This is a genomic window from Bosea sp. RAC05 (assembly GCF_001713455.1).
GTDB lineage: Bacteria > Pseudomonadota > Alphaproteobacteria > Rhizobiales > Beijerinckiaceae > Allobosea.
This window is the reverse complement of the sequence record NZ_CP016464.1, coordinates 4779283-4796948: the sequence shown is the minus strand read 5'-3', so window position 1 is coordinate 4796948 and position 17666 is coordinate 4779283. Positions and strand designations below refer to the sequence as shown.

Annotated in this window: 18 protein-coding genes, 1 tRNA gene and 1 riboswitch; of the genes, 14 read left to right on the top strand and 5 right to left on the bottom strand. The window is 68.2% G+C overall.

Going from position 1 to position 17666, the window contains the following annotated elements:
* Window positions 1-147 precede the first annotated feature (147 nt).
* Genes BSY19_RS26210 through denD form a run of 5 tightly spaced genes read left to right on the top strand, consistent with a single transcriptional unit; the run spans window position 148 to window position 3804 of the window.
* The gene (locus tag BSY19_RS26210) at window positions 148-987 is read left to right on the top strand and encodes an isocitrate lyase/PEP mutase family protein (RefSeq protein WP_069056732.1); all 840 of its coding nucleotides are present in this window, start codon (window positions 148-150) and stop codon (window positions 985-987) included.
* Window positions 984-1310, top strand: coding sequence for a hypothetical protein (locus tag BSY19_RS26205; protein ID WP_069056731.1), 327 nt, complete (start codon window positions 984-986; stop codon window positions 1308-1310). Before BSY19_RS26210 ends, BSY19_RS26205 begins: the two co-directional genes overlap by 4 nt.
* Entirely contained in the window at window positions 1307-2005 is a 699-nt protein-coding gene (locus BSY19_RS26200; protein WP_069056730.1) for a GNAT family N-acetyltransferase, read from the top strand. Before BSY19_RS26205 ends, BSY19_RS26200 begins: the two co-directional genes overlap by 4 nt.
* Before the next feature lie 37 nt (window positions 2006-2042).
* Complete coding sequence (locus tag BSY19_RS26195; protein ID WP_069056729.1) at window positions 2043-2789, top strand: SDR family oxidoreductase; 747 nt, start codon at window positions 2043-2045, stop codon at window positions 2787-2789.
* Window positions 2790-2820: 31 nt separating this feature from the next.
* Window positions 2821-3804 (top strand): D-erythronate dehydrogenase, encoded by a 984-nt coding sequence (gene denD / locus BSY19_RS26190; RefSeq protein ID WP_069056728.1) that lies wholly within the window; start codon window positions 2821-2823, stop codon window positions 3802-3804.
* A 96-nt stretch (window positions 3805-3900) separates the two neighbouring features.
* Here the strand turns inward: denD and BSY19_RS26185 are convergent, their stop codons facing one another.
* The 3 genes from BSY19_RS26185 to rplU all read right to left on the bottom strand — a co-directional run bounded on the left by BSY19_RS26185 (window position 3901) and on the right by rplU (window position 5765).
* Complete coding sequence (locus tag BSY19_RS26185) at window positions 3901-4554, bottom strand: GNAT family N-acetyltransferase (RefSeq protein WP_069056727.1); 654 nt, start codon at window positions 4552-4554, stop codon at window positions 3901-3903.
* Window positions 4555-4705: 151 nt separating this feature from the next.
* Entirely contained in the window at window positions 4706-4972 is a 267-nt protein-coding gene (rpmA, locus tag BSY19_RS26180) for a 50S ribosomal protein L27 (protein ID WP_066723575.1), read from the bottom strand.
* 100 nt (window positions 4973-5072) lie between these two features.
* Entirely contained in the window at window positions 5073-5765 is a 693-nt protein-coding gene (rplU, locus tag BSY19_RS26175) for a 50S ribosomal protein L21 (RefSeq protein WP_069056726.1), read from the bottom strand.
* Between the two features lie 339 nt (window positions 5766-6104).
* On the opposite strand from rplU, the gene BSY19_RS26170 reads away from it, so the two are divergent.
* A tRNA-Ser gene (locus tag BSY19_RS26170) sits at window positions 6105-6194 on the top strand.
* Between the two features lie 87 nt (window positions 6195-6281).
* Window positions 6282-6404, top strand: a complete 123-nt coding sequence (locus BSY19_RS28545; RefSeq protein ID WP_257785733.1) for a hypothetical protein — start codon at window positions 6282-6284, stop codon at window positions 6402-6404.
* Window positions 6405-6564: 160 nt separating this feature from the next.
* On the opposite strand, the gene BSY19_RS26165 is transcribed toward BSY19_RS28545, so the two are convergent.
* On the bottom strand, window positions 6565-7470 hold the full coding sequence (locus tag BSY19_RS26165) for a dihydrodipicolinate synthase family protein (RefSeq protein ID WP_069056725.1): 906 nt from the start codon (window positions 7468-7470) through the stop codon (window positions 6565-6567).
* Window positions 7471-7995: 525 nt separating this feature from the next.
* Here BSY19_RS26165 and BSY19_RS26160 point away from each other — a divergent pair.
* The 7 genes from BSY19_RS26160 (at window position 7996) to BSY19_RS26130 (ending at window position 14919) form a co-directional block, all read left to right on the top strand.
* Window positions 7996-8676, top strand: a complete 681-nt coding sequence (locus BSY19_RS26160) for a DUF2161 domain-containing phosphodiesterase (protein WP_069056724.1) — start codon at window positions 7996-7998, stop codon at window positions 8674-8676.
* A gap of 85 nt (window positions 8677-8761) precedes the next feature.
* Window positions 8762-8887, top strand: a riboswitch (TPP riboswitch).
* Window positions 8888-8993: 106 nt separating this feature from the next.
* Window positions 8994-10073: a LuxE/PaaK family acyltransferase gene (locus BSY19_RS26155; protein WP_210184402.1), complete on the top strand. Its 1080-nt coding sequence runs from the start codon at window positions 8994-8996 to the stop codon at window positions 10071-10073.
* A gap of 4 nt (window positions 10074-10077) precedes the next feature.
* The gene (locus BSY19_RS26150) at window positions 10078-11529 is read left to right on the top strand and encodes an acyl-CoA reductase (RefSeq protein ID WP_069056722.1); all 1452 of its coding nucleotides are present in this window, start codon (window positions 10078-10080) and stop codon (window positions 11527-11529) included.
* The gene (locus tag BSY19_RS26145) at window positions 11519-12280 is read left to right on the top strand and encodes an ABC transporter ATP-binding protein (RefSeq protein ID WP_069056721.1); all 762 of its coding nucleotides are present in this window, start codon (window positions 11519-11521) and stop codon (window positions 12278-12280) included. Before BSY19_RS26150 ends, BSY19_RS26145 begins: the two co-directional genes overlap by 11 nt.
* A complete protein-coding gene (locus tag BSY19_RS26140; protein ID WP_069056720.1) occupies window positions 12277-13026 on the top strand; it encodes an ABC transporter permease in 750 nt (249 codons plus the stop codon). The genes BSY19_RS26145 and BSY19_RS26140 overlap by 4 nt, the downstream gene beginning before the upstream one ends.
* A gap of 5 nt (window positions 13027-13031) precedes the next feature.
* Window positions 13032-14024: an ABC transporter substrate-binding protein gene (locus tag BSY19_RS26135; protein WP_069056719.1), complete on the top strand. Its 993-nt coding sequence runs from the start codon at window positions 13032-13034 to the stop codon at window positions 14022-14024.
* Between the two features lie 130 nt (window positions 14025-14154).
* On the top strand, window positions 14155-14919 hold the full coding sequence (locus BSY19_RS26130; RefSeq protein WP_210184401.1) for an SDR family oxidoreductase: 765 nt from the start codon (window positions 14155-14157) through the stop codon (window positions 14917-14919).
* Here the strand turns inward: BSY19_RS26130 and BSY19_RS26125 are convergent.
* Window positions 14916-17270 carry a xanthine dehydrogenase family protein molybdopterin-binding subunit gene (locus BSY19_RS26125; protein WP_069056717.1) on the bottom strand — a complete coding sequence of 785 codons (2355 nt, stop codon included), beginning with the start codon at window positions 17268-17270 and terminating at the stop codon, window positions 14916-14918. The two genes, BSY19_RS26130 and BSY19_RS26125, sit on opposite strands and share 4 nt — an antisense overlap.
* Window positions 17271-17666 lie beyond the last annotated feature (396 nt).

The window sequence follows — 17666 nt, the reverse complement described above, 5'->3', positions numbered from 1 at the left end:
GCGCCGCCCGAGAATGACGTTGACGAGCGCCATTCCGCCTGCGCAACGGCGCCGATCCTGTTGCGCGCAGCGCCTGGGGCTGACAAGGCGGCGCTTTGCGGACACTATGCGCCTCCGGCTGCCAATGCGTCTCTGAAACGATTTAAAATGGCCTATTCCCCTCAGGTCGATGCCTTTCGCGCGCTCCACGAGTCCGGCTGCTTCGTCATGCCGAACCCGTGGGATCTCGGTTCGGCGCGCTGGTTGCGCGGGCAGGGCTTCAAGGCTCTGGCGACGACGAGCGCGGGCTTTGCCTTCACGCAGGGGCGGGCCGACCAGGACGTGCCGCGCGACATGATGCTCGCGCATATCGCCGAGATGGTGAAGGCGGTGCCCGACGTGCCGGTGAACGCCGATTTCGAGAATGGCTATGCCGACACGCCCGACGGCGTCGCCGCCAACGTCAAGCTCTGCGTCGCGACCGGAGTCGCGGGGCTGTCGATCGAGGACGCGACGGGGCGCGAGGGCGATCCGCTCTATCCGTTCGAACTCGCCGTGGACCGGGTCCGCGCCGCGCGCAAGGCGATCGACGAGACCGGTTCCGGCGTGGTGCTGACGGCGCGGGCGGAGTGCTTCCTGACCGGTCATCCCGAGGCGCAGGCGGAGTCGGTCCGGCGCCTCGAGGCCTATCGCGAGGCGGGAGCCGATGTGCTCTACGCGCCGGGCGCGCGAAGCGCCGAGCAGATCGCCGCGATCGTCGCCGCGGCAGGCGGCAAGCCCGTCAATGTCGTCGTCTTCGCCGATTTCGGCCTGACCGTCGCCGATTTCGAAGCCCTGGGCGTCCGCCGCCTGTCGACGGGCGCCGCCTCGGCGCGATCCGCCTGGGCGGGCTTCGTCGAATCGACCCGCCTGATCGTGGAGGGCGGCAGCTTCGCGGGTTTCGCTGGCAATGCGCCGTCGCGGCGGCTCGACCCGTTCTTCCGTGAAGACCTGAAGGCGCGCTCATGAGCCGGTCACTGCTGATCGCGCCGGCCTGGCTCGGGCAGAGCGGCCTCTGGACGCTCGACGCCAAGGGCCGCCGAAGCGCCGTCGATGCCGAGGATGTCGGGCTGAGCGAGGATCTGGCGGACCGGCTGGAAGCCTGGATGGACGCCTTCGACGCGATCTACGACGAGGATGCCGAGGCCCGCTCGCGCTTTCCCAGCGACGCCGAGCAGCGCGCCTGGGAGGCCGAGGGCCACACCATCACCGCGGCGGTCGCGGCCGAACTCGGCGCGGGGTGGTCGGTCTTCGCCGATCTCACCGGCTGGCAGGAGATGACGAAGCCATGAGCCATGCGACCCCGGCAGCCGACGGCAATCCCGTCCTGAACTGGACGGCGCCGCCCTTTCCGCCGGCGCGTGTGCTGGAGGGGCGCTACTGCCGGCTCGAGCCGATCGACCCCACCCGCCATCTCGACGACATCTGGGCCGTGAATGCCGGCCACGACCACATCTGGCAGTGGATGCCGGCGGATCCGCCGCAGACGCGCGAGGCCTATCGCGAGTTGCTGGCGATGATGGTGTCGAAGTCGGGCATCGTGCCCTTCGCGATCATCGACAGGGCCGACGGCAAGCCCAAGGGGCATCTCTGGCTGATGGAGATCAGGCCCGATCACGGCGTCTTTGAGGTCGGCTACATCACCTATTCGCCGGAACTGCAGCGGACCCGCGTTGCCACCGAGGCGATCCATCTTTGCGGCGGCTACGGTTTCGCGCTCGGCTACCGGCGCTTCGAGTGGAAGTGCAACAATTTGAACGAGCCGTCCAAGCGCGCGGCGCTGCGCTTCGGCTTCCGCTATGAGGGCCTTTTCCGCCAGCACATGGTGGTCAAGGGCCGCAACCGCGACACCGCCTGGTTCTCGATCCTCGACAGCGAATGGCCGGCGGTCAACGCCGCCTTCGAGGCCTGGCTCGATCCGGGCAATTTTGATTCAGACGGCCATCAGAAGGCGCGTCTCGAGAGCTTCAGGGCCGCGCAGGCCTGATGTCACCACCAAGAAACGCGAAGGCGAGGACAACAGCATGGCAGGACGTTTGAAGGGCAAGGTCGCGGTCGTCACCGCCGCCGGCCAGGGCATCGGGCGCGCGATCGCGGAGGCCTTCGTCGCCGAGGGCGCGACCGTCTGGGCGACCGACAAGGACGTCACGCTGCTCGAGGGCATTCCCAAGGCGAAGAAGCGCAAGCTCGACGTGCTCTCCAACAAGGCGGTCGAGGCGTTCGCGGCGAAGGTCGGGACGATCGACATCCTCGTCAACGCCGCCGGCTACGTCCACCATGGCACGGTGCTCGACACCGACGACAAGGCCTGGGATTTCTCCTTCGACCTCAACGTCACCTCGATGCACCGCACGATCAAGGCGTTCCTGCCGGGCATGCTGGCGAAGGGCGCGGGCTCGATCGTCAACATCGCCTCGGGCGCGGGTTCTGTCCGCGGCATCCCGAACCGCTACGCCTATGGCACGACCAAGGCGGCGGTGATCGGGCTGACCAAGGCGGTCGCGGCCGACTTCATCAAGAAGGGCATCCGCTCGAACGCGATCTGCCCGGGCACGATCCAGTCGCCCTCGCTTGACCAGCGCATCAAGGATCTGGCGACCTCGACCAAGACCACGGAAGCCGCCGCGCGGCAGGCCTTCATCGACCGTCAGCCGATGGGCCGGCTCGGCACGGCGCAGGAGATCGCCTGGCTCGCCGTCTACCTCGCCTCCGACGAGGCGAGCTACACCACCGGCCAGATCCATCTCGCCGATGGCGGCTTCGCTCTCTGAGCGCACAAGAACAACAACAGGGAGGAAGCCCATGCATATTCTCGTTCTCGGTGGGGCCGGCATGGCCGGCCGCAAATTCATCGAGCGTCTCGCCCGTGACGGCGCTCTCGGCGGAAAGCCGATCGCGAAGGTGACGGCGCAGGACGTCGTCCCGGCGCAGGCGCCCAAGGGCGCGGCCTTCGCTTTTGATGCCATCGTCTCGGATCTGTCGGTTCCCGGCGAGGCTGAGAAGCTGATCGCCTCGCGGCCCGGGCTCATCGTGCATCTGGCGGCGGTCGTCTCGGGCGAGGCCGAGGCCGATTTCGAGAAGGGCTACAAGATCAACCTCGACGGCACGCGCTTCCTGTTCGAGGCGATCCGCCTGACCGGCGACGGCTACAAGCCGCGGGTGGTCTTCACCTCGTCGGTCGCCGTGTTCGGTGCGCCGTTCCACGACAAGATCGGCGACGAGTTCTTCACGACGCCGCTGACCAGCTACGGCACGCAGAAGGCGATCTGCGAACTGCTGCTCTCCGATTATTCGCGCCGCGGCTTCTTCGACGGGCTCAGCATCCGCTTCCCGACGATCTGCGTGCGGCCGGGATCGCCCAACAAGGCGGCGTCGGGCTTCTTCTCCAACATCATCCGCGAGCCGCTGAACGGCATCGACGCGGTGCTCCCCGTGTCGGACCAGGTGCGCCATTGGCACGCCTCGCCGCGCTCGGCCGTCAATTTCCTGCTCCATGCCGCGACCATGGACCTGGCGGCCGTCGGTCCCCGCCGCGCGCTGAACATGCCGGGCTATTCCTGCACGGTGGCCGAGCAGATCGAGGCGCTGCGCAAGGTCGCGGGCGACGGCGTCGTGGCGCGCATCAAGCGCGTGCCCGATCCGGTGATCGACAAGATCGTCGAGGGCTGGCCGCGCAATTTCGACCCGCAGCGGGCGATCGCACTCGGCTTCAAGGCCGAGTCGAGCTTCGACGAGATCATCCGCATCCATATCGAGGACGAACTCGGCGGGACGTTCGTGAAGTAGGTCGAACTGTTCGTCATGCTCGGGCTCGACCCGAGCATCTCCTGATCGAGATTCCCGGGTCGGCGCAGAGCGCCGCCCGGGAATGACGTGGAACGCTTACGCCGGGCAGGGTTCGCACGGCGTGTCGATGGCGACGGAGGGCTCGATCTCCGGCGCATGGGTCCAGCCGCTCGTGCCCCAGCTCTTCAGCGCCGCCCAGGTCGAGCGGTCGAGCCGGTACTGCTCGCAGGGGAAGAGGCCGCCGCGGGCCGGCAGAGACTTCAGGAACGAGCCCTCGGCGCGGAAGCCCGACTTCTCCAGCACGCGCTTGGAGGCGGGGTTGATGACGCGCGCGTCGGCCTCGATCGCCTTGATCTCGCTCAGCGAGAACACGGTATCGATCAGCGCCTGGGTGGCCTCCGTCGCCAGCCCCTTGCCCCAATGGCCCGTGCCCAACCAATAGCCGATGAAGGGCACGCCCGTGGCCTGGCGATGCGCGCCGATCATGCCGATCAGCTCGTTGGGCTTGGACCGCGGCGTGATCGCCAGCACCAGATGTTCACCCAGCGCATTGCCCTTGCGCATGGCGAAGATGAAGGGCTCGACCGCATCCACGGGGTAGGGATGCGGGATCGAGGCCGTCATCTCGGCCACGGCTTTCTCCCCGGCCTGACGCAGGATGGCGGAAGCGTCCGCCATGCGCGGCCAGCGCAGCCAGAGGCGGCGGGTCTCGAGCCGGAAGACATCGTCGCGGGTCAATTCGGGGAACATCGGGTCTCTCCGTCGGCGCAAACGAAAAAGGGAGCTGGGATTTGGTCCCACCTCCCTTTCGCTGACCTTGGGTGACCCCGTAGAGGGCTGGACCCCTGATCCGTTCCGGTTCGATGGAACCGGCGGATCGGAGAAGTCCCTATCCGCCGTCTTATTCTGCGGCCTCTTGGGCCGGGACTACGTTCACGAAAGCTCGGCCGAGTTTCGTCGTGAATCGGACTCGGCCGGCCGTGGTCGCAAAGAGGGTATGGTCTTTGCCCATGCCGACATTGACGCCGGCATGCCAACGGGTTCCGCGCTGGCGGATGATGATGTTGCCCGGAATGACGGCCTGGTCGCCGAACTTCTTCACGCCGAGGCGCTTGCTTTCGGAGTCGCGACCGTTGCGGGACGAGCCGCCTGCCTTTTTGTGAGCCATAACGCCCTACCTCAAAACTGATGTGGTCTCTCTAACCCGAATCGGCGGCAAAAGCCAGCCGGTTCGGGCGGGGAAGCGAAAACGGGACTGACGGGAGGCGTCAGTAGTCCTCGCCGGAAGCCAGCTCGGCCTGGTCGGCCTTGGCCCGCGGGGGCTTGCCGGCCAGGAGCTCCTTGGCCTGCACGACCCACTCCTCGCGGGTGGCGCGGCCGCGGAGCTTGAGCTCCTCGTCCCACTTGGCGACGTCGGCCTCGGTCCAGGCGGCGATGTCGTTCCAGGAGGTGATGCCGGCGGCGCGCAGCTTCTTCTCGATGGTCGGGCCGACGCCCGAGATCAGCGAGAGGTTGGAGGCGTCCAGCGCACCGGCCTCGGCCTTGGCGGCCTTCGGAGCCTTCGCGGCGGGCTTGGCCTTGGCCTCGGCAGCGCCGGCCTGAAGCGCGACGGCCGAAGCCTCGCCCTTCTTCATCTCCGGCTTCTTGCCGCCGGTGAGAATGTCGGTGATGCGGATGACCGTCAGCTCGGCGCGGAAGCCACGCTTGCGCTTCGAATTCTGGCGGCGACGCTTCTTGAAGGCGATGACCTTGTCGCCGCGAGCCTGCTCGACGATCTCGGCGGCAACCGTGATCTCGGAGAGGGCCTTGGCGTCGAGCGTGGTCTTCTCGCCGTCGGTGAGCATCAGCACGGTGTCGAAGGCGACGGTGTCGCCCGGGTTGCCTTCGATCTTGGCGGTGGTGATGCGATCGTTGGCGGTCACGCGGAACTGTTTTCCGCCGGTCTTGATGACTGCGAACATTTTATCCTCCATGTTCGGCCCCGCCCTGTCACGGCCTCGACGAGGCGCATGCGGGACGGCTTTTTGGCAGTCGTTACGGGTCAGGGTTCGCTCTCGAAGGCCCCGGCTCGCGCAGGGCGAGACGAAAGGGCCAAAAGAGATCAGGCGCGGGTTTCCCCACGCCGGACGAGGCTCGATAGTCGCTGGGGTCGCAGAGGTCAAGCGAAAGCGTCGCGAACCCTGCCGAATGCGACGCGGCAAAGACGGCGCGGGACAGAATGCGTCCGGCGCGCGAGCGAAGGCTTGTTTTGGCCGAACGCCGCGTGTAGTAACCAGCCCGCTTCGACCGAAGGCGACCGCGGACAGGTGGCAGAGTGGTTGAATGCACCGCACTCGAAATGCGGCATACCCGCAAGGGTATCGGGGGTTCAAATCCCTCCCTGTCCGCCATCATCCCGCTCAGGGTATGATCCAAAAAGGAGTTCTGAAAAATCAGGGGCTTGCAGCCGCCCGAGTGGTGCACACGGGTGGTACGCAATGGCTCTCGCAATGTCGCGCCCCTGGAAGCATCCCAAGACCGGAATCCACTGGTTTCGCAAGCGCGTCCCGGGCGCGCTCGGCGCCCTGATCGGCAAGACCGAGGAGAAGCAGAGCCTCTGAACCCGAGACCCGTCCGAGGCCAAGCTCGAACAGGCGGAGGTGTTCGTCGCCGTCGAGACGCGCCGGGCCGACCTGAAAGTCGGCCCGCGTTCGCTGAGCGAGCGCGAGGCGCAGAAGGTCACCCGATCCGCTCACGACACCTGGCTCGCCCGCGATCCGATCAGCCGAGGACTCGATAGGGCCCGAGACGCGCCGCATGGCGCTGGACGAGGTCGAGGCCGAACGCAGTGGGGCGCAGCGCCGGCGCCCGGTCATGGATCTCGATGCCGGCGCGCGCGCCGAACAGGCGCTTGCCGTAGCAGATCAGGCTTTCAAGGGACTGCATGATGAAGACCGTCGTCGCCAGCATCTCGCGGTAGGCGGCTTCGGCGCTCTCCTCGTTACCGGCGTTGAGCCGCGCATGCGCGGCCAGTGCATAGTCGATCGTATCGGGGGCGAGGATCATCCCGGCGCAACCGGCACGAAAATTATCGATCAGTTCGAGGCCGCCGCGGCCGTTCATGACCGGCAGTTGCCCATCCGTCGCCTCGATCAGATGCCGGATCTCCACGACCGAACCCTCGCCCTTGACGAGGCAGATATTCGGATGCTGCGCGACCAGCGCGCGAATGTCATCGGCGGAGAGGCCGCGCCCCATATAGGCCGGCGCGTTCTGGATCGCGACCGGCAGCGACGTCGCCTCGGCGACGCGCCCGAAGAAGCGGATGTACTCTGCCGCGCCGAAGCTTCCGACCATCGGTGGCTGCAGGATCACCCAGTCGGCCCCCGCCGCCTCGGCCGCGCGGACCTGCTCGACCTGCTCTGCGACCGACGAACCGAAGATCGTGAAGGCCAGTGGTACGCGCCCGTTCGTATCCTCGGCGACCCACTCCATCACCATTCGCCGCTCGGTTACGCCGAGCTTCGAGACCTCGGTCGCGAGCCCTAGAGCCGCCATCCCGTGGACGCCGAGCCCGAGACAGATCTCGACCTGCTTGCGCATCGCCTCGCGGTTCAGCCGCTCCTGCGCATCGAACAACGCATAGACGATCGCGTGAATGCCCGTGAATGGCGGCTTGAAGTCCATCTCGTTTCCTCCCCGTGGTTCAGCATTGAGGCGCGACCCTACCGCAGGTGGCGTTTAAGTTATTCAATTAAAACGGTTATCGTCACTGAGACAGCGGTCACGATCGGCGCCGCTCGTGATCCCTCTCTGAACGGTGATAGGCCATCCATGTCAGCGGGTTAAAGGCAGAATTCGTGGGGTCAATCTTTGGCGCTTCGTCACAGTCTACGAGCCCAACCGGGGTTGAGTGCGGGCCCTGTGAACCCGCCTGGGTCCGCTGGACGACAGGTCACAGGACTGGTACACGCGATCAAAATCTGCGGCTCTCAAGTTATTGAATTTATTGATCTCTCTGGAGAATTTTGACAATCCCTCCCGGTCCGCCACTTCCCCGCCGCCGAAGGATTTTCCAGGATACCTCAGGCGAGTCGCTGCCGTTCCGGACGGCGAGCTTTTGCCGTGCACCCTCTTCAGGGCCGATGGCGCTGCGGTCTCGGCGGCTCTGCCACCGCCGCGGCTGCATGACAGTTGTTTAGAGGGTCTTCCGTGGAAACGTCGCTCTACCTGCCGGTTAAGGCGTTCCTCGAGGCGCTGGGCTACACCGTCAAGGGCGAGGTCGGGCCTTGCGATCTCGTCGGGGTGCGGGCCGGCGACCCGAGCGTGGTGGTGATCGGCGAGCTCAAGCTGACCTTCAATCTCGAGCTGATCCTGCAAGGCGTCGACCGCATGAGCATCGGCGACGAGGTCTGGCTGGCGGCGCGGCTGTCGGCCCGGGGCAAGGGCCGCGAGAGCGATCCGCGCTACCGCAATCTCTGTCGCCGGCTCGGTCTCGGGCTGCTGGGGGTCGCCGCATCCGGCCAGGTCGACGTGCTCGTGTCCCCGGTTGCACCGACGCCGCGCAAGGACCCGAAACGGCGGTCCCGTCTCGTGGATGAACACCGGCGTCGCCAGGGCGATCCCGTCGTTGGCGGCGGCACGCGCCGACCGGTGATGACCGCCTATCGCCAGCAGGCGCTGGCCTGCGCGGCGGCAATGGTGGAGGGGCCGCAACGGCCGCGCGACCTCAAGCCGACCTGCCCGGACGCGCAGAAGATTCTGCACCGCAACGTCTATGGCTGGTTCGAGACAACGGGTCGCGGCGTCTATGCGTTGACCGCGGCGGGGCGGGATGCGCTCGCGACATGGCGACCGGCGCTGCAATCCGGGGCCGCTTCCGCAGCCGAATGACGGATCGGCTCGCCGGTTTCGTGGCGGCCGGCGAAGGTCCCGTGACGCTTCCTTGACAGCGGGGCGGGCGCGCCATCATGGTGGCCGCTGTTCCAAGGGGTGCCTCGCGAGGAGGCTGAGATTCCGCCGGTCGGGCTTTTGTCCGACAGCGCGGTGACCCTCCGAACCTGATCCGGGTCATGCCGGCGTAGGGATGCGGGACATCGGGCGGCGCCACGACGCCCCTTTTCCAGGCTCACGCCGTCATTTTCGGATCGTCAGGCTTAAGGCCCGGCATGTTGCCGGGCGACGGGCCTTGCGGGAAGGCGCGAGCGGACGTGACGCAGAGCGAGATCATCGAGGCCCTGCTGGCCTTCATCGAGCAGGACGACGCGTCCGAGGCGGCGTTCGAGCGCATGGCGCTGGCCGTCTTCGCTTATCAGTTCGCCCACAACGCACCCTATCGGTGCTTCGCGATCCAGCGCGGGCGCACCACGCTCACCGTCCGCAGCTGGCGCGACATTCCGGCCGTGCCGATCAGCGCCTTCAAGACCCTGACTCTGAGTTGCACGCCGCCCGAGGCGGCCGTGCGCATCTTCATGACCAGCGGCACGACGCAGGGCGGGGTGCGGGGCAAGAGCCACCACCCGACAATGGCCGTCTGGGACCGCTCGATGCTGGTGAATTTCCGCCGCCGCTTCATGGCCGGGCGGGAGCGCATGGCCATGGGCATCCTCTTCCCCGACGAGCAGGCGATGCCGAACTCCTCGCTGGCGCGTTACCTGGCTCTGGCGAAGCAGGAATGTGGGACGCCTGACAGCGAAGGCTTCATCGGTGCAGACGGGCTCGACCTGCCGCGGCTTATCGCGGCGCTGGAGCGGGCGCAGGCCTCGGGCGAGCCCTATGCGCTGCTCGGCGCGAGCTTCAGCTTCGTGCATCTGCTCGACGCGCTGGCGGCGCAGGGACGGCGCTTCGCGCTGCCTGCCGGTAGCCGCATCCTCGACACCGGCGGCTTCAAGGGCCAGTCGCGCGAGATGACGCCGGATGCCTTCTACGACGCGCTGTCGGCGGCGCTCGGCGTGCCGCGCGAGGCTTGCATCAACATGTACGGCATGACCGAACTCAGCACGCAGTTCTATGATGACGGCAATGCGACCTGCCCGCCGGTGAAGTCCGGCCCGCACTGGATCCGCAGCCGCGTGGTCGATCCGGTCAGCGGGCGCGACCTGCCGGAGGGAACGACCGGCGTGCTGGTCCATCACGACCTCGCCCATTTCAACTGTGCCTCCGCGATCCTGACCGAGGATGCCGGCGTGATGGTCGAGGGCGGCTTCCGGTTGCTCGGCCGCGTCGACGGTGCCGATTCCAAGGGCTGTTCGGTGGCGGTCGAGGAATTCCTGCGGGCGGCGCGGGGCTGAGGCGGTGATCGAGACCGCGGGGCATCTGCCGGGGCTGCCGGCCGGCGAGGTCGCCTGGCGGACGCTGGACTTCAGCGCCTGGGGCGAGCGCGTGCAGGTGCGGGTTCCGGAGCTGACCACGGCGCAGGCCGGCGCGCTCGCCAGCCATGTGCGCGAGCAGGCGCGGACCTATCTCAGGACGCTGCCGGTCGCGCAGATCGTCGCGACGCTGGACGCCGCCATCGCCCGGCTGCTCGACCGGAACGATCCCTGGCGGCGGCGGGCGGAAGCCGTCTTGCCCATCGTCACCGGCTATGACCGCGAGAGCGTTCGCCTTGGGCTGTCGGGCTATCTGCGCAGCTTCCGCGCGCCGCAGCTGCAGCGCTTCCTGGCCGAGGATTTCGCCAACCCGGCCGTGCTCGACGGTTTCCAGCCGGCGATGAAGGGCGGCTTCACGCGCGCCCAGGGGCCGCAGCTCCTGCTCCATATCTGGGCGGGGAACGTGCCGGGCCTGTCGCTCTGGAGCCTGATCTGCGGGCTCCTGGTCAAGGCGGGCACGGTCGGCAAGGTCGCGAGCGCCGAGCCGCTGTTGGCGGGGTGGTTCGCGCAGATCATCGCCGAGATCGACCCTAGGCTCGGCCAATGCCTGGCGGTGGTCTGGTGGAAGGGCGGCGACGCGGAGGCGGAGCGTGCCTGGCTGAACCAGGCCGACACGATCGTCGCCTATGGCGGCAATGACGCGCTGACGGCGATCCGCGAGCGGGTGCCGGTGACGGCGCGCTTCCTCGCGCATGGGCACCGGATCGGGTTCGGGCTGATTGGTGCCGAGGCGCTCGACACGCGCCGGGCCGGGCCGCTGGCGCGGCTCGTGGCGCAGGATGTGGCGCGCTGGGAGCAGCAGGGCTGCTACTCGCCGCAGATGCTGTTCGTCGCCCGGGGCGGGGCGGTCTCGCCACGCGAATTCGCCGAGCGCGTCTCGCAGGAGCTCGGTGCGCTGCGGCTCCGCCATCCGCGCCGCGCGCTCTCGGTGGCGGAGGCGGCCGGCGTTGCCGCCTGGCGCAGCCGCGAAGAGATGCGCGGCTTCGACGAGGACGGGACCGTGGTGCTGGGCGAGGCCGGCGATGGCTGGAGTGTGGTCTTCAACGATGCCGCCCAGCCACTCGCGCCGAGCGCGCTCAACCGCACGCTGAAGATCGTCGCCGTCGACAGCCTCGATGCGGTGCCGGCGCTGGTTTCGCCCTCCCGCGCCTATCTGCAGACCGCGGCGGTCGCGGCCTCGCCGCGCGAGCTGTTCCGCATCGCGGCGCTGCTAGGGGACGCGGGCGTCACCCGCATCTGCGGCTTCGGGGCGATGGCGGCCCCCGAGGCCGGCTGGCACAATGACGGGCGCTTCAACCTGCTCGACTTGGTCAGGCTGACCGAGATCGAGCAATCGGCCGAACGGGCCGCCGACGACCTGGCACCCTATGTCGAGTGAAGCCTACCCCGACGCCTTCGTCGCCCTCGAGGCGGTGGATTTCGGCTATGGCGCAGAGGCCATCGTCGACGGCGTCGACTGGGCGATCCCGCGCGGGGCGTTCCATTGCCTGGTCGGGCGCAGCGGCAGCGGCAAGACGACCCTGCTCAAGCTGGCGGCCGGCCTGCTGGCGCCCCGGCAGGGGCTCGTGCGGATCGACGGCGTGACCCTCGACGGGCCGGGGCCGCGGATCGGTTTCGTCTTCCAGCAGCCGACGCTGCTCGACTGGCTCAGCGTTCTCGACAACGTCCTGCTGCCGCTCTCGCTGAAGCGCAGCGTGGGCGAGGCGGATCGCGAGACGGCGCGCGCTTTGCTCGACCGGGTGGGCCTGTCGGCCTTCGCGGCGCGGCATCCCGCCCAGCTCTCGGGCGGGCAGCAGAGCCGGGTCGCGGTGGCGCGGGCGCTGATCACGCAGCCGGCCCTGCTGCTGCTGGACGAGCCCTTTGCGGCGCTCGATGCGCTGACGCGCGAGGAGCTCCAGGACGATCTGCTGGCGCTGTGTGCGCTGCAGGCGACCACGGTACTCTTCGTCACCCATGACATCGGCGAGGCGGTCTATCTCGCCGACCGGGTCGCGATCATGGCCGGCGGGCGGCTGCACCACGACCTCGCCATCGACCTGCCGCGGCCGCGCTCGCGCGAGCTGCGCTATGGCGCGGCCTTCAACGCGCTCTGCCGCGAGCTGCGTCAGGCGATGGATGCCGCGCCATGAGGGAAAGGCTGGCCTCGGCGCTCCTGCTCGTCGCCCTGCTCGCCGGCTGGGAGGCGTGGTGCCGTCTCGGCCGGGTCCCGGCCCTGATCGTGCCGGCGCCGTCTTCCGTCTTCGCCACGCTGTGGAGCGAGATCGCCAGCGGGCGTCTGCTGCCGCACCTCGCCGTGACCGCGACCGAAATGACGCTCGGGCTGGCGCTGGGCTGCACGGTCGGGCTGGCGACAGGAATCCTGCTGGCGGAGGCCCCCGTGCTGCGCCGGCTGCTCCATCCCTACATCGTCGCGAGCCAGGTCGTGCCGAAGCTCGCGCTCGGCCCGCTCTTCATCGTCTGGTTCGGCTTCGGCCTGACGCCGACCATCGTGATCACGGCGCTGATCTGCTTCTTCCCGCTGATGGAAAACACGCTGACCGGGCTGTCTCAGGTCGATTCCGGACGGCGCGAGCTGTTCCGCATGCTGGGCGCGAGCCGTCTGCAGACGCTGCTGCGGCTGAAGCTGCCCGGTGCGCTTCCGGTGATCCTCGCGGGGTTCCGGGTCGCGGTCGTGCTGGCGCTGGTCGGCGCCGTCGTCGGCGAGTTCATCGGCGGCCGGGCGGGGCTCGGCGCCTCGATCATCGCCGCCCAGAGCGTGATGGATTCGAGCCTGATGTTCGCGCTCTTCATCGTCATCACGCTGCTCGGCATGGCTTTCTACCAGGCGGCGCTCCTCATCGAGCGGCTGCTGCTGCGCCACCATCTGAAAGGGTAAGTCCGATGTCCCAACATTCCCGCCGCCATTTGCTGGCGCTGCTCTGGACCGGCCTGATGGGTGCGCTGAGCCTTGGCACCCTCCACGCCCAGCCGCTCGACAAGGTCACCGTCGCCGGCTGGAGCCAGCCGATCAGCGAGATCACCAATCTGCTGGCCGAGCCGGACAAGGGCTTCTTCCGCGCGAAGGGGATCGATCTCGGCTATGTGCCCGGAACCGGCGGCGGCTCGGCGATCCAGAACATTCTGTCGGGCCAGGCTGACATCGCCTTCACCGATCCGGCGGCGCTCTATCTCGCGCTCGACAAGGGCGAGAAGCTGGTCGCGATCTACAACATCTATCCGCAGAACGTCTTCAACGTGGTCGCGCCGAAGGCGAAGGGCATCCGTACGGCCGCAGACCTCAAGGGCAAGCGCATCGGTGTCTACTCGCTGTCCAGCGGTACGCGCCAGAACCTGCAGGTGCTGCTGCACCAGGTCGGGTTGACCGAAAAGGACGTCACCGTCGAGGTCACCGGCCTGCTCAACTTCGCGCCGCTGATCCAGGGCCAGGTCGACGCCACGGCCGCGACCGACACCGGGCTTCTGGTCGCGAAAATGAAGGGCCTGCCGGAGGTCGACGTCATCGAGGTCAAGGACCATCTCAACCTGCCGAGCGACATCTTCGTGGTGACGCAGGCGACCTACGAGGCGAAGAAGCCGCTGCTGAAGCGCTTCCTTGCCGCCTATCGCGACAGCGCCGCCTGGATGATCGCGAGCCCCGAGGAGGCGGCGAAGCTCGCGGTGACGCGTGCGATCAATGGCCGCGACGAGGCGCTCAATCTCGAGATCATCAAGCTGCGCAACATCTCGACGGTGTCGCCGACGACGCAGGCGAAGGGCCTCGGCCATTTCGATCCGGAGCTGCTGCAGAAGGGCGCCGACACCTTCCATTGGCTCGGGCTGATCGGAAAGCCGATCGATATGAACCAGGTGGTGAAGACGGATCTGATTCCTTGAGAGTCTTCGTCATTGCGAGCGCAGCGAAGCAATCCAGCGCTTCGCAAACCCAACTGGATTGCTTCGCTGCACTCGCAATGACGGTGCGGGCCAGCGCAGTCCCTGGAGAACAGGCGAGGGAACGGGTATGATGTTCCGCGACCAAGTGATCCTCGTCACCGGGGCGAGCCGGGGCATTGGCGCGGCCATCGCGAAAGCCTTCGCCGCGGAGGGCGGGCTGGTCTTCGTCAACTACCGCAGCAGCGACGCCGCGGCGCAGGCCGTGGTCGAGGCCTGCCGGGCGGCGGGCGGGCAGGCGGTGGCGATCGCCGCCGACGTCACCGATCCGGAGGCGGTCGCGGGGATGCTGGCGCGGATCGCGGAGGAGGCGGGCCGGCTGGATGCCGTCGTCAACAACGCGTTTGCGCCTTATGTCTTCGACCCCGACCATCGCGCGCGCTTCTGGGAGACGCCCTGGTCGGCCTATCAGACGCAGGTCGATGGCGCGCTGAGGGCGACCTACAATGTCTGCCAGGCGACCCTGCCGCTGATGCGCCGGCGCGGGCGCGGTGCCATCGTCAACATGGCCACCGATCTCGTAGCGCGGCCGAGCCTCGCCTATCACGACTACACCACCGCCAAGGCGGCGCTGATCGGCTTCAGCCGCAACCTCGCGACCGAGCTCGGGCCGCTCGGCATCCGGGTCAACTGCGTCGCGCCGGGGCTGGTCTGGCCGACCGATGCGAGTGCCCGGACGCCCGAGGCGGTCAGGGAGATGCTGATCGCCCAGACGCCGCTGGGGCGGATCGCGACGCCCGAGGACGTGACCGGGCCGGTGCTGTTCCTGGCCTCGGAGGCGAGCGGCTTCGTCACCGGCCAGACATTGCATGTCGATGGCGGGCTGGTGATGGCCTAAGGCTTCGCCGCCCGCGCATCCCGGATCGCGCGCCAGACCCTCGCCGGCGTTGCGGGCATGTCGAGATGCGTCACGCCCAGCGGGCGCAGCGCGTCGAGGATCGCGTGGATCACCGTCTGCGGCGCGCCGATGCAGCCGGCCTGGCCGGCGCCCTTGACGCCGAGCGGGTTGGCGCGCGTCGGCACCTCGACCATCTCCAGGTCGAAGGCGGGCAGGTCGGCGGCGCGCGGCACGGCATAGTCCATGAAAGTCGCGCTCAGGAGCTGGCCGGAGCCTTCATCGTAGAGCGCCTCCTCCATCAGCGCCTGGCCGATGCCCTGCGCCAGACCGCCATGGACCTGCGCCTCCGCCAGCAGCGGGTTGATCAGCGTCCCGTAATCGTCGACCGCGACATAGCGTTCGATCGCGACGGCGCCGGTGTCCGGATCGATCTCGACCTCCGCCGCCTGCGCGCCGTTGGGAAAGGTGAAGACGTCGCAGCGGTTGTCGCCATGGCCTTCCAGCGGCGCGCCGCTGCTCTCCGCGAGATGGGCCGAGATGGCCAAGAGGTCGATCTCGCGCGGCAGGCCGTCCGCTGAAGGCTCGCTGCGGAAGCGGCCTTCCGCGAAGGAGAGGCTGTCGGCCGCGACCTGCAGCAGCTGCGCGGCGACGGGCCTGGCCTTCGCGAGCAGATCGTCGGCCGCCATCAGCAGTGCCGTGCCGCCGAGATGCAGCGAGCGCGCGCCGCCATGGCCGCCGCCGCGCGGGACGGACGCGGTGTCCCCCTGGACGAGCGTGAAGCGCTCGACCGGCATGCCGAGCCGGGCGGCCGCGAGCTGGGCGAAGCTGGTCTCGTGACCCTGGCCGTTGGAATGGGTGCCGACCGCCATGGCGATCTGGCCGTCCGCCCCGACCCGCAGCCAGGCCTCCTCGTCGGGGCGGCCACGCGAGGTTTCGAGGAAGCAGCCGATGCCGAAGCCGCGCAGCTTGCCGCGCTTTCGGGCGGCGCGCTTGCGTGCTGCAAAGCCGGCCCGGTCGGCCGCCGCCAGCGCCCGCTCGAGGTTCTCCGGAAAGGTGCCGCTGTCGATCACCATGCCGAAGGCGGGACGGCGGTAGGGGAAGCTGCGGATGAAGTTGCGCCGGCGCAGTTCCGCCGGATCGATCCGCAGCTTATGGGCAGCGGCTTCGATCAGCCGCTCGATCAGATAGTTCGCCTCGGGCTTGCCGGCGCCGCGATAGGCGTCGATCGGGGCTGTGTTGGTGAAGACGCCTCGGACATCCATCGCCATGGCGGGGATGTCGTAGAGCCCGCCCATCGCGGCGGCGGGGGCGTTGGTTCCGCTGCCGGGACCGAGCGAGGAGACATAGGCGCCGAGATTGGCGATCGTCTCGACATCGAGCGCGAGAAAGCGCCCGCGCCTGTCGAGCGCCAGCCGCGCGGTGCTGAGATTGTCGCGGGCATGGGCGCCGCCGGTGAACTCCTCGATGCGCTCGGCGCTCCAGCGCACCGGCCGGCCGAGCCGCCGCGCGGCCCAGAGCACCAGCGCATATTCGGGATAGGTGACGTTCTTCATGCCGAAGCCGCCGCCGACATCGGGCGCCGAAACCCGGATGCGGTCGAGCGGCAGGCCGAAGACGCCCTGCGCCAGTTCGCGGCGGATGTCGTGGACCGAGGCGCCGCTGATCTCGAGGTGGTAGCGGTCCGCGCCGGCGTCGTAACGGCCGATGGCGATGCGCGGCTCGAGGGCCGCGGCGACGATGCGGTTGTTGACCAGATCGCAGCTCACGATGTGGGCGGCTTTCGCGAAGGCGCGCTCGACGGCGGCGGGATCGCCGCGGCGGAAACGGAAGGCGATGTTGCCCGGCGCCTGCGGCCAGAGCTGCGGCGCGTGCCCGTCGGTCGCGCCGCGCAGATCGGTGACCGCCGGCAGGATGTCGTAATCGATGCTGATGTGCTCGCAGGCCTCGCGGGCCAGCGCCTCCGTGTCGGCGACGACGAAGGCGACGGGTTCGCCGACATGGCGGACATGGTCGCGCGCCAGCGGCCAGCGCGGCGGCACGATCAGCGGCTCGACGGTGGCGACGATGATCGAGGTCGGCAGAGGAGCAAGGCCGTCGAGATCGGCGGCGGTGTAGACGCCGTGCACGCCGGGCAGGCTCGCCGCGGCGGCGGTGTCGATCGCGCGGATGCGGGCATGGGCATGGGGTGAGCGCAGCATGACGGCGGCGAATTCGCCCTCCGGGGCGCGATCGCCGAGGTAATCGCCGCGCCCGGTGAGGAAGCGTGCGTCCTCCCGCCGCCGCAGCGAGCGCGGGTCATCGAGGGTCGGTTGGCTCCTGGTGCCTTCGCCGGCGGTTCTCGCTTCCGTCATCGCCCACCCGTCCCGCCCGGCCCGAAGCGCTGTCCCGTCGGGCCGCCCGGCGCTCAGCCTGCCTTCGTCGCGACAGAGGACGCCGGCCCGTCCGCGTCAAGCGGGAACGCTGTGACCGTCAGAGCGGTGCATTCGGCAGCGGATCGCGGGACGCGACGAGCGGGCAGGCATCGGTTTCAAGTCAGAAATAGAATGATCGCAATCTGGCATCATTTTTGATCGATGATCGTCTTTGTCATGTTCTGGAAATAGAAAAATTATATAATTCATTCAGCAACACTATTTATATTGAGAGTCTATTGCGACTCATCATAGACAGTTCCGAATGGGACTGGAGTTTTGCAATGTGTAGAAATTCAAATCTGCTTTATGGGTCGGCTTTGCTGGTCTTTTCCT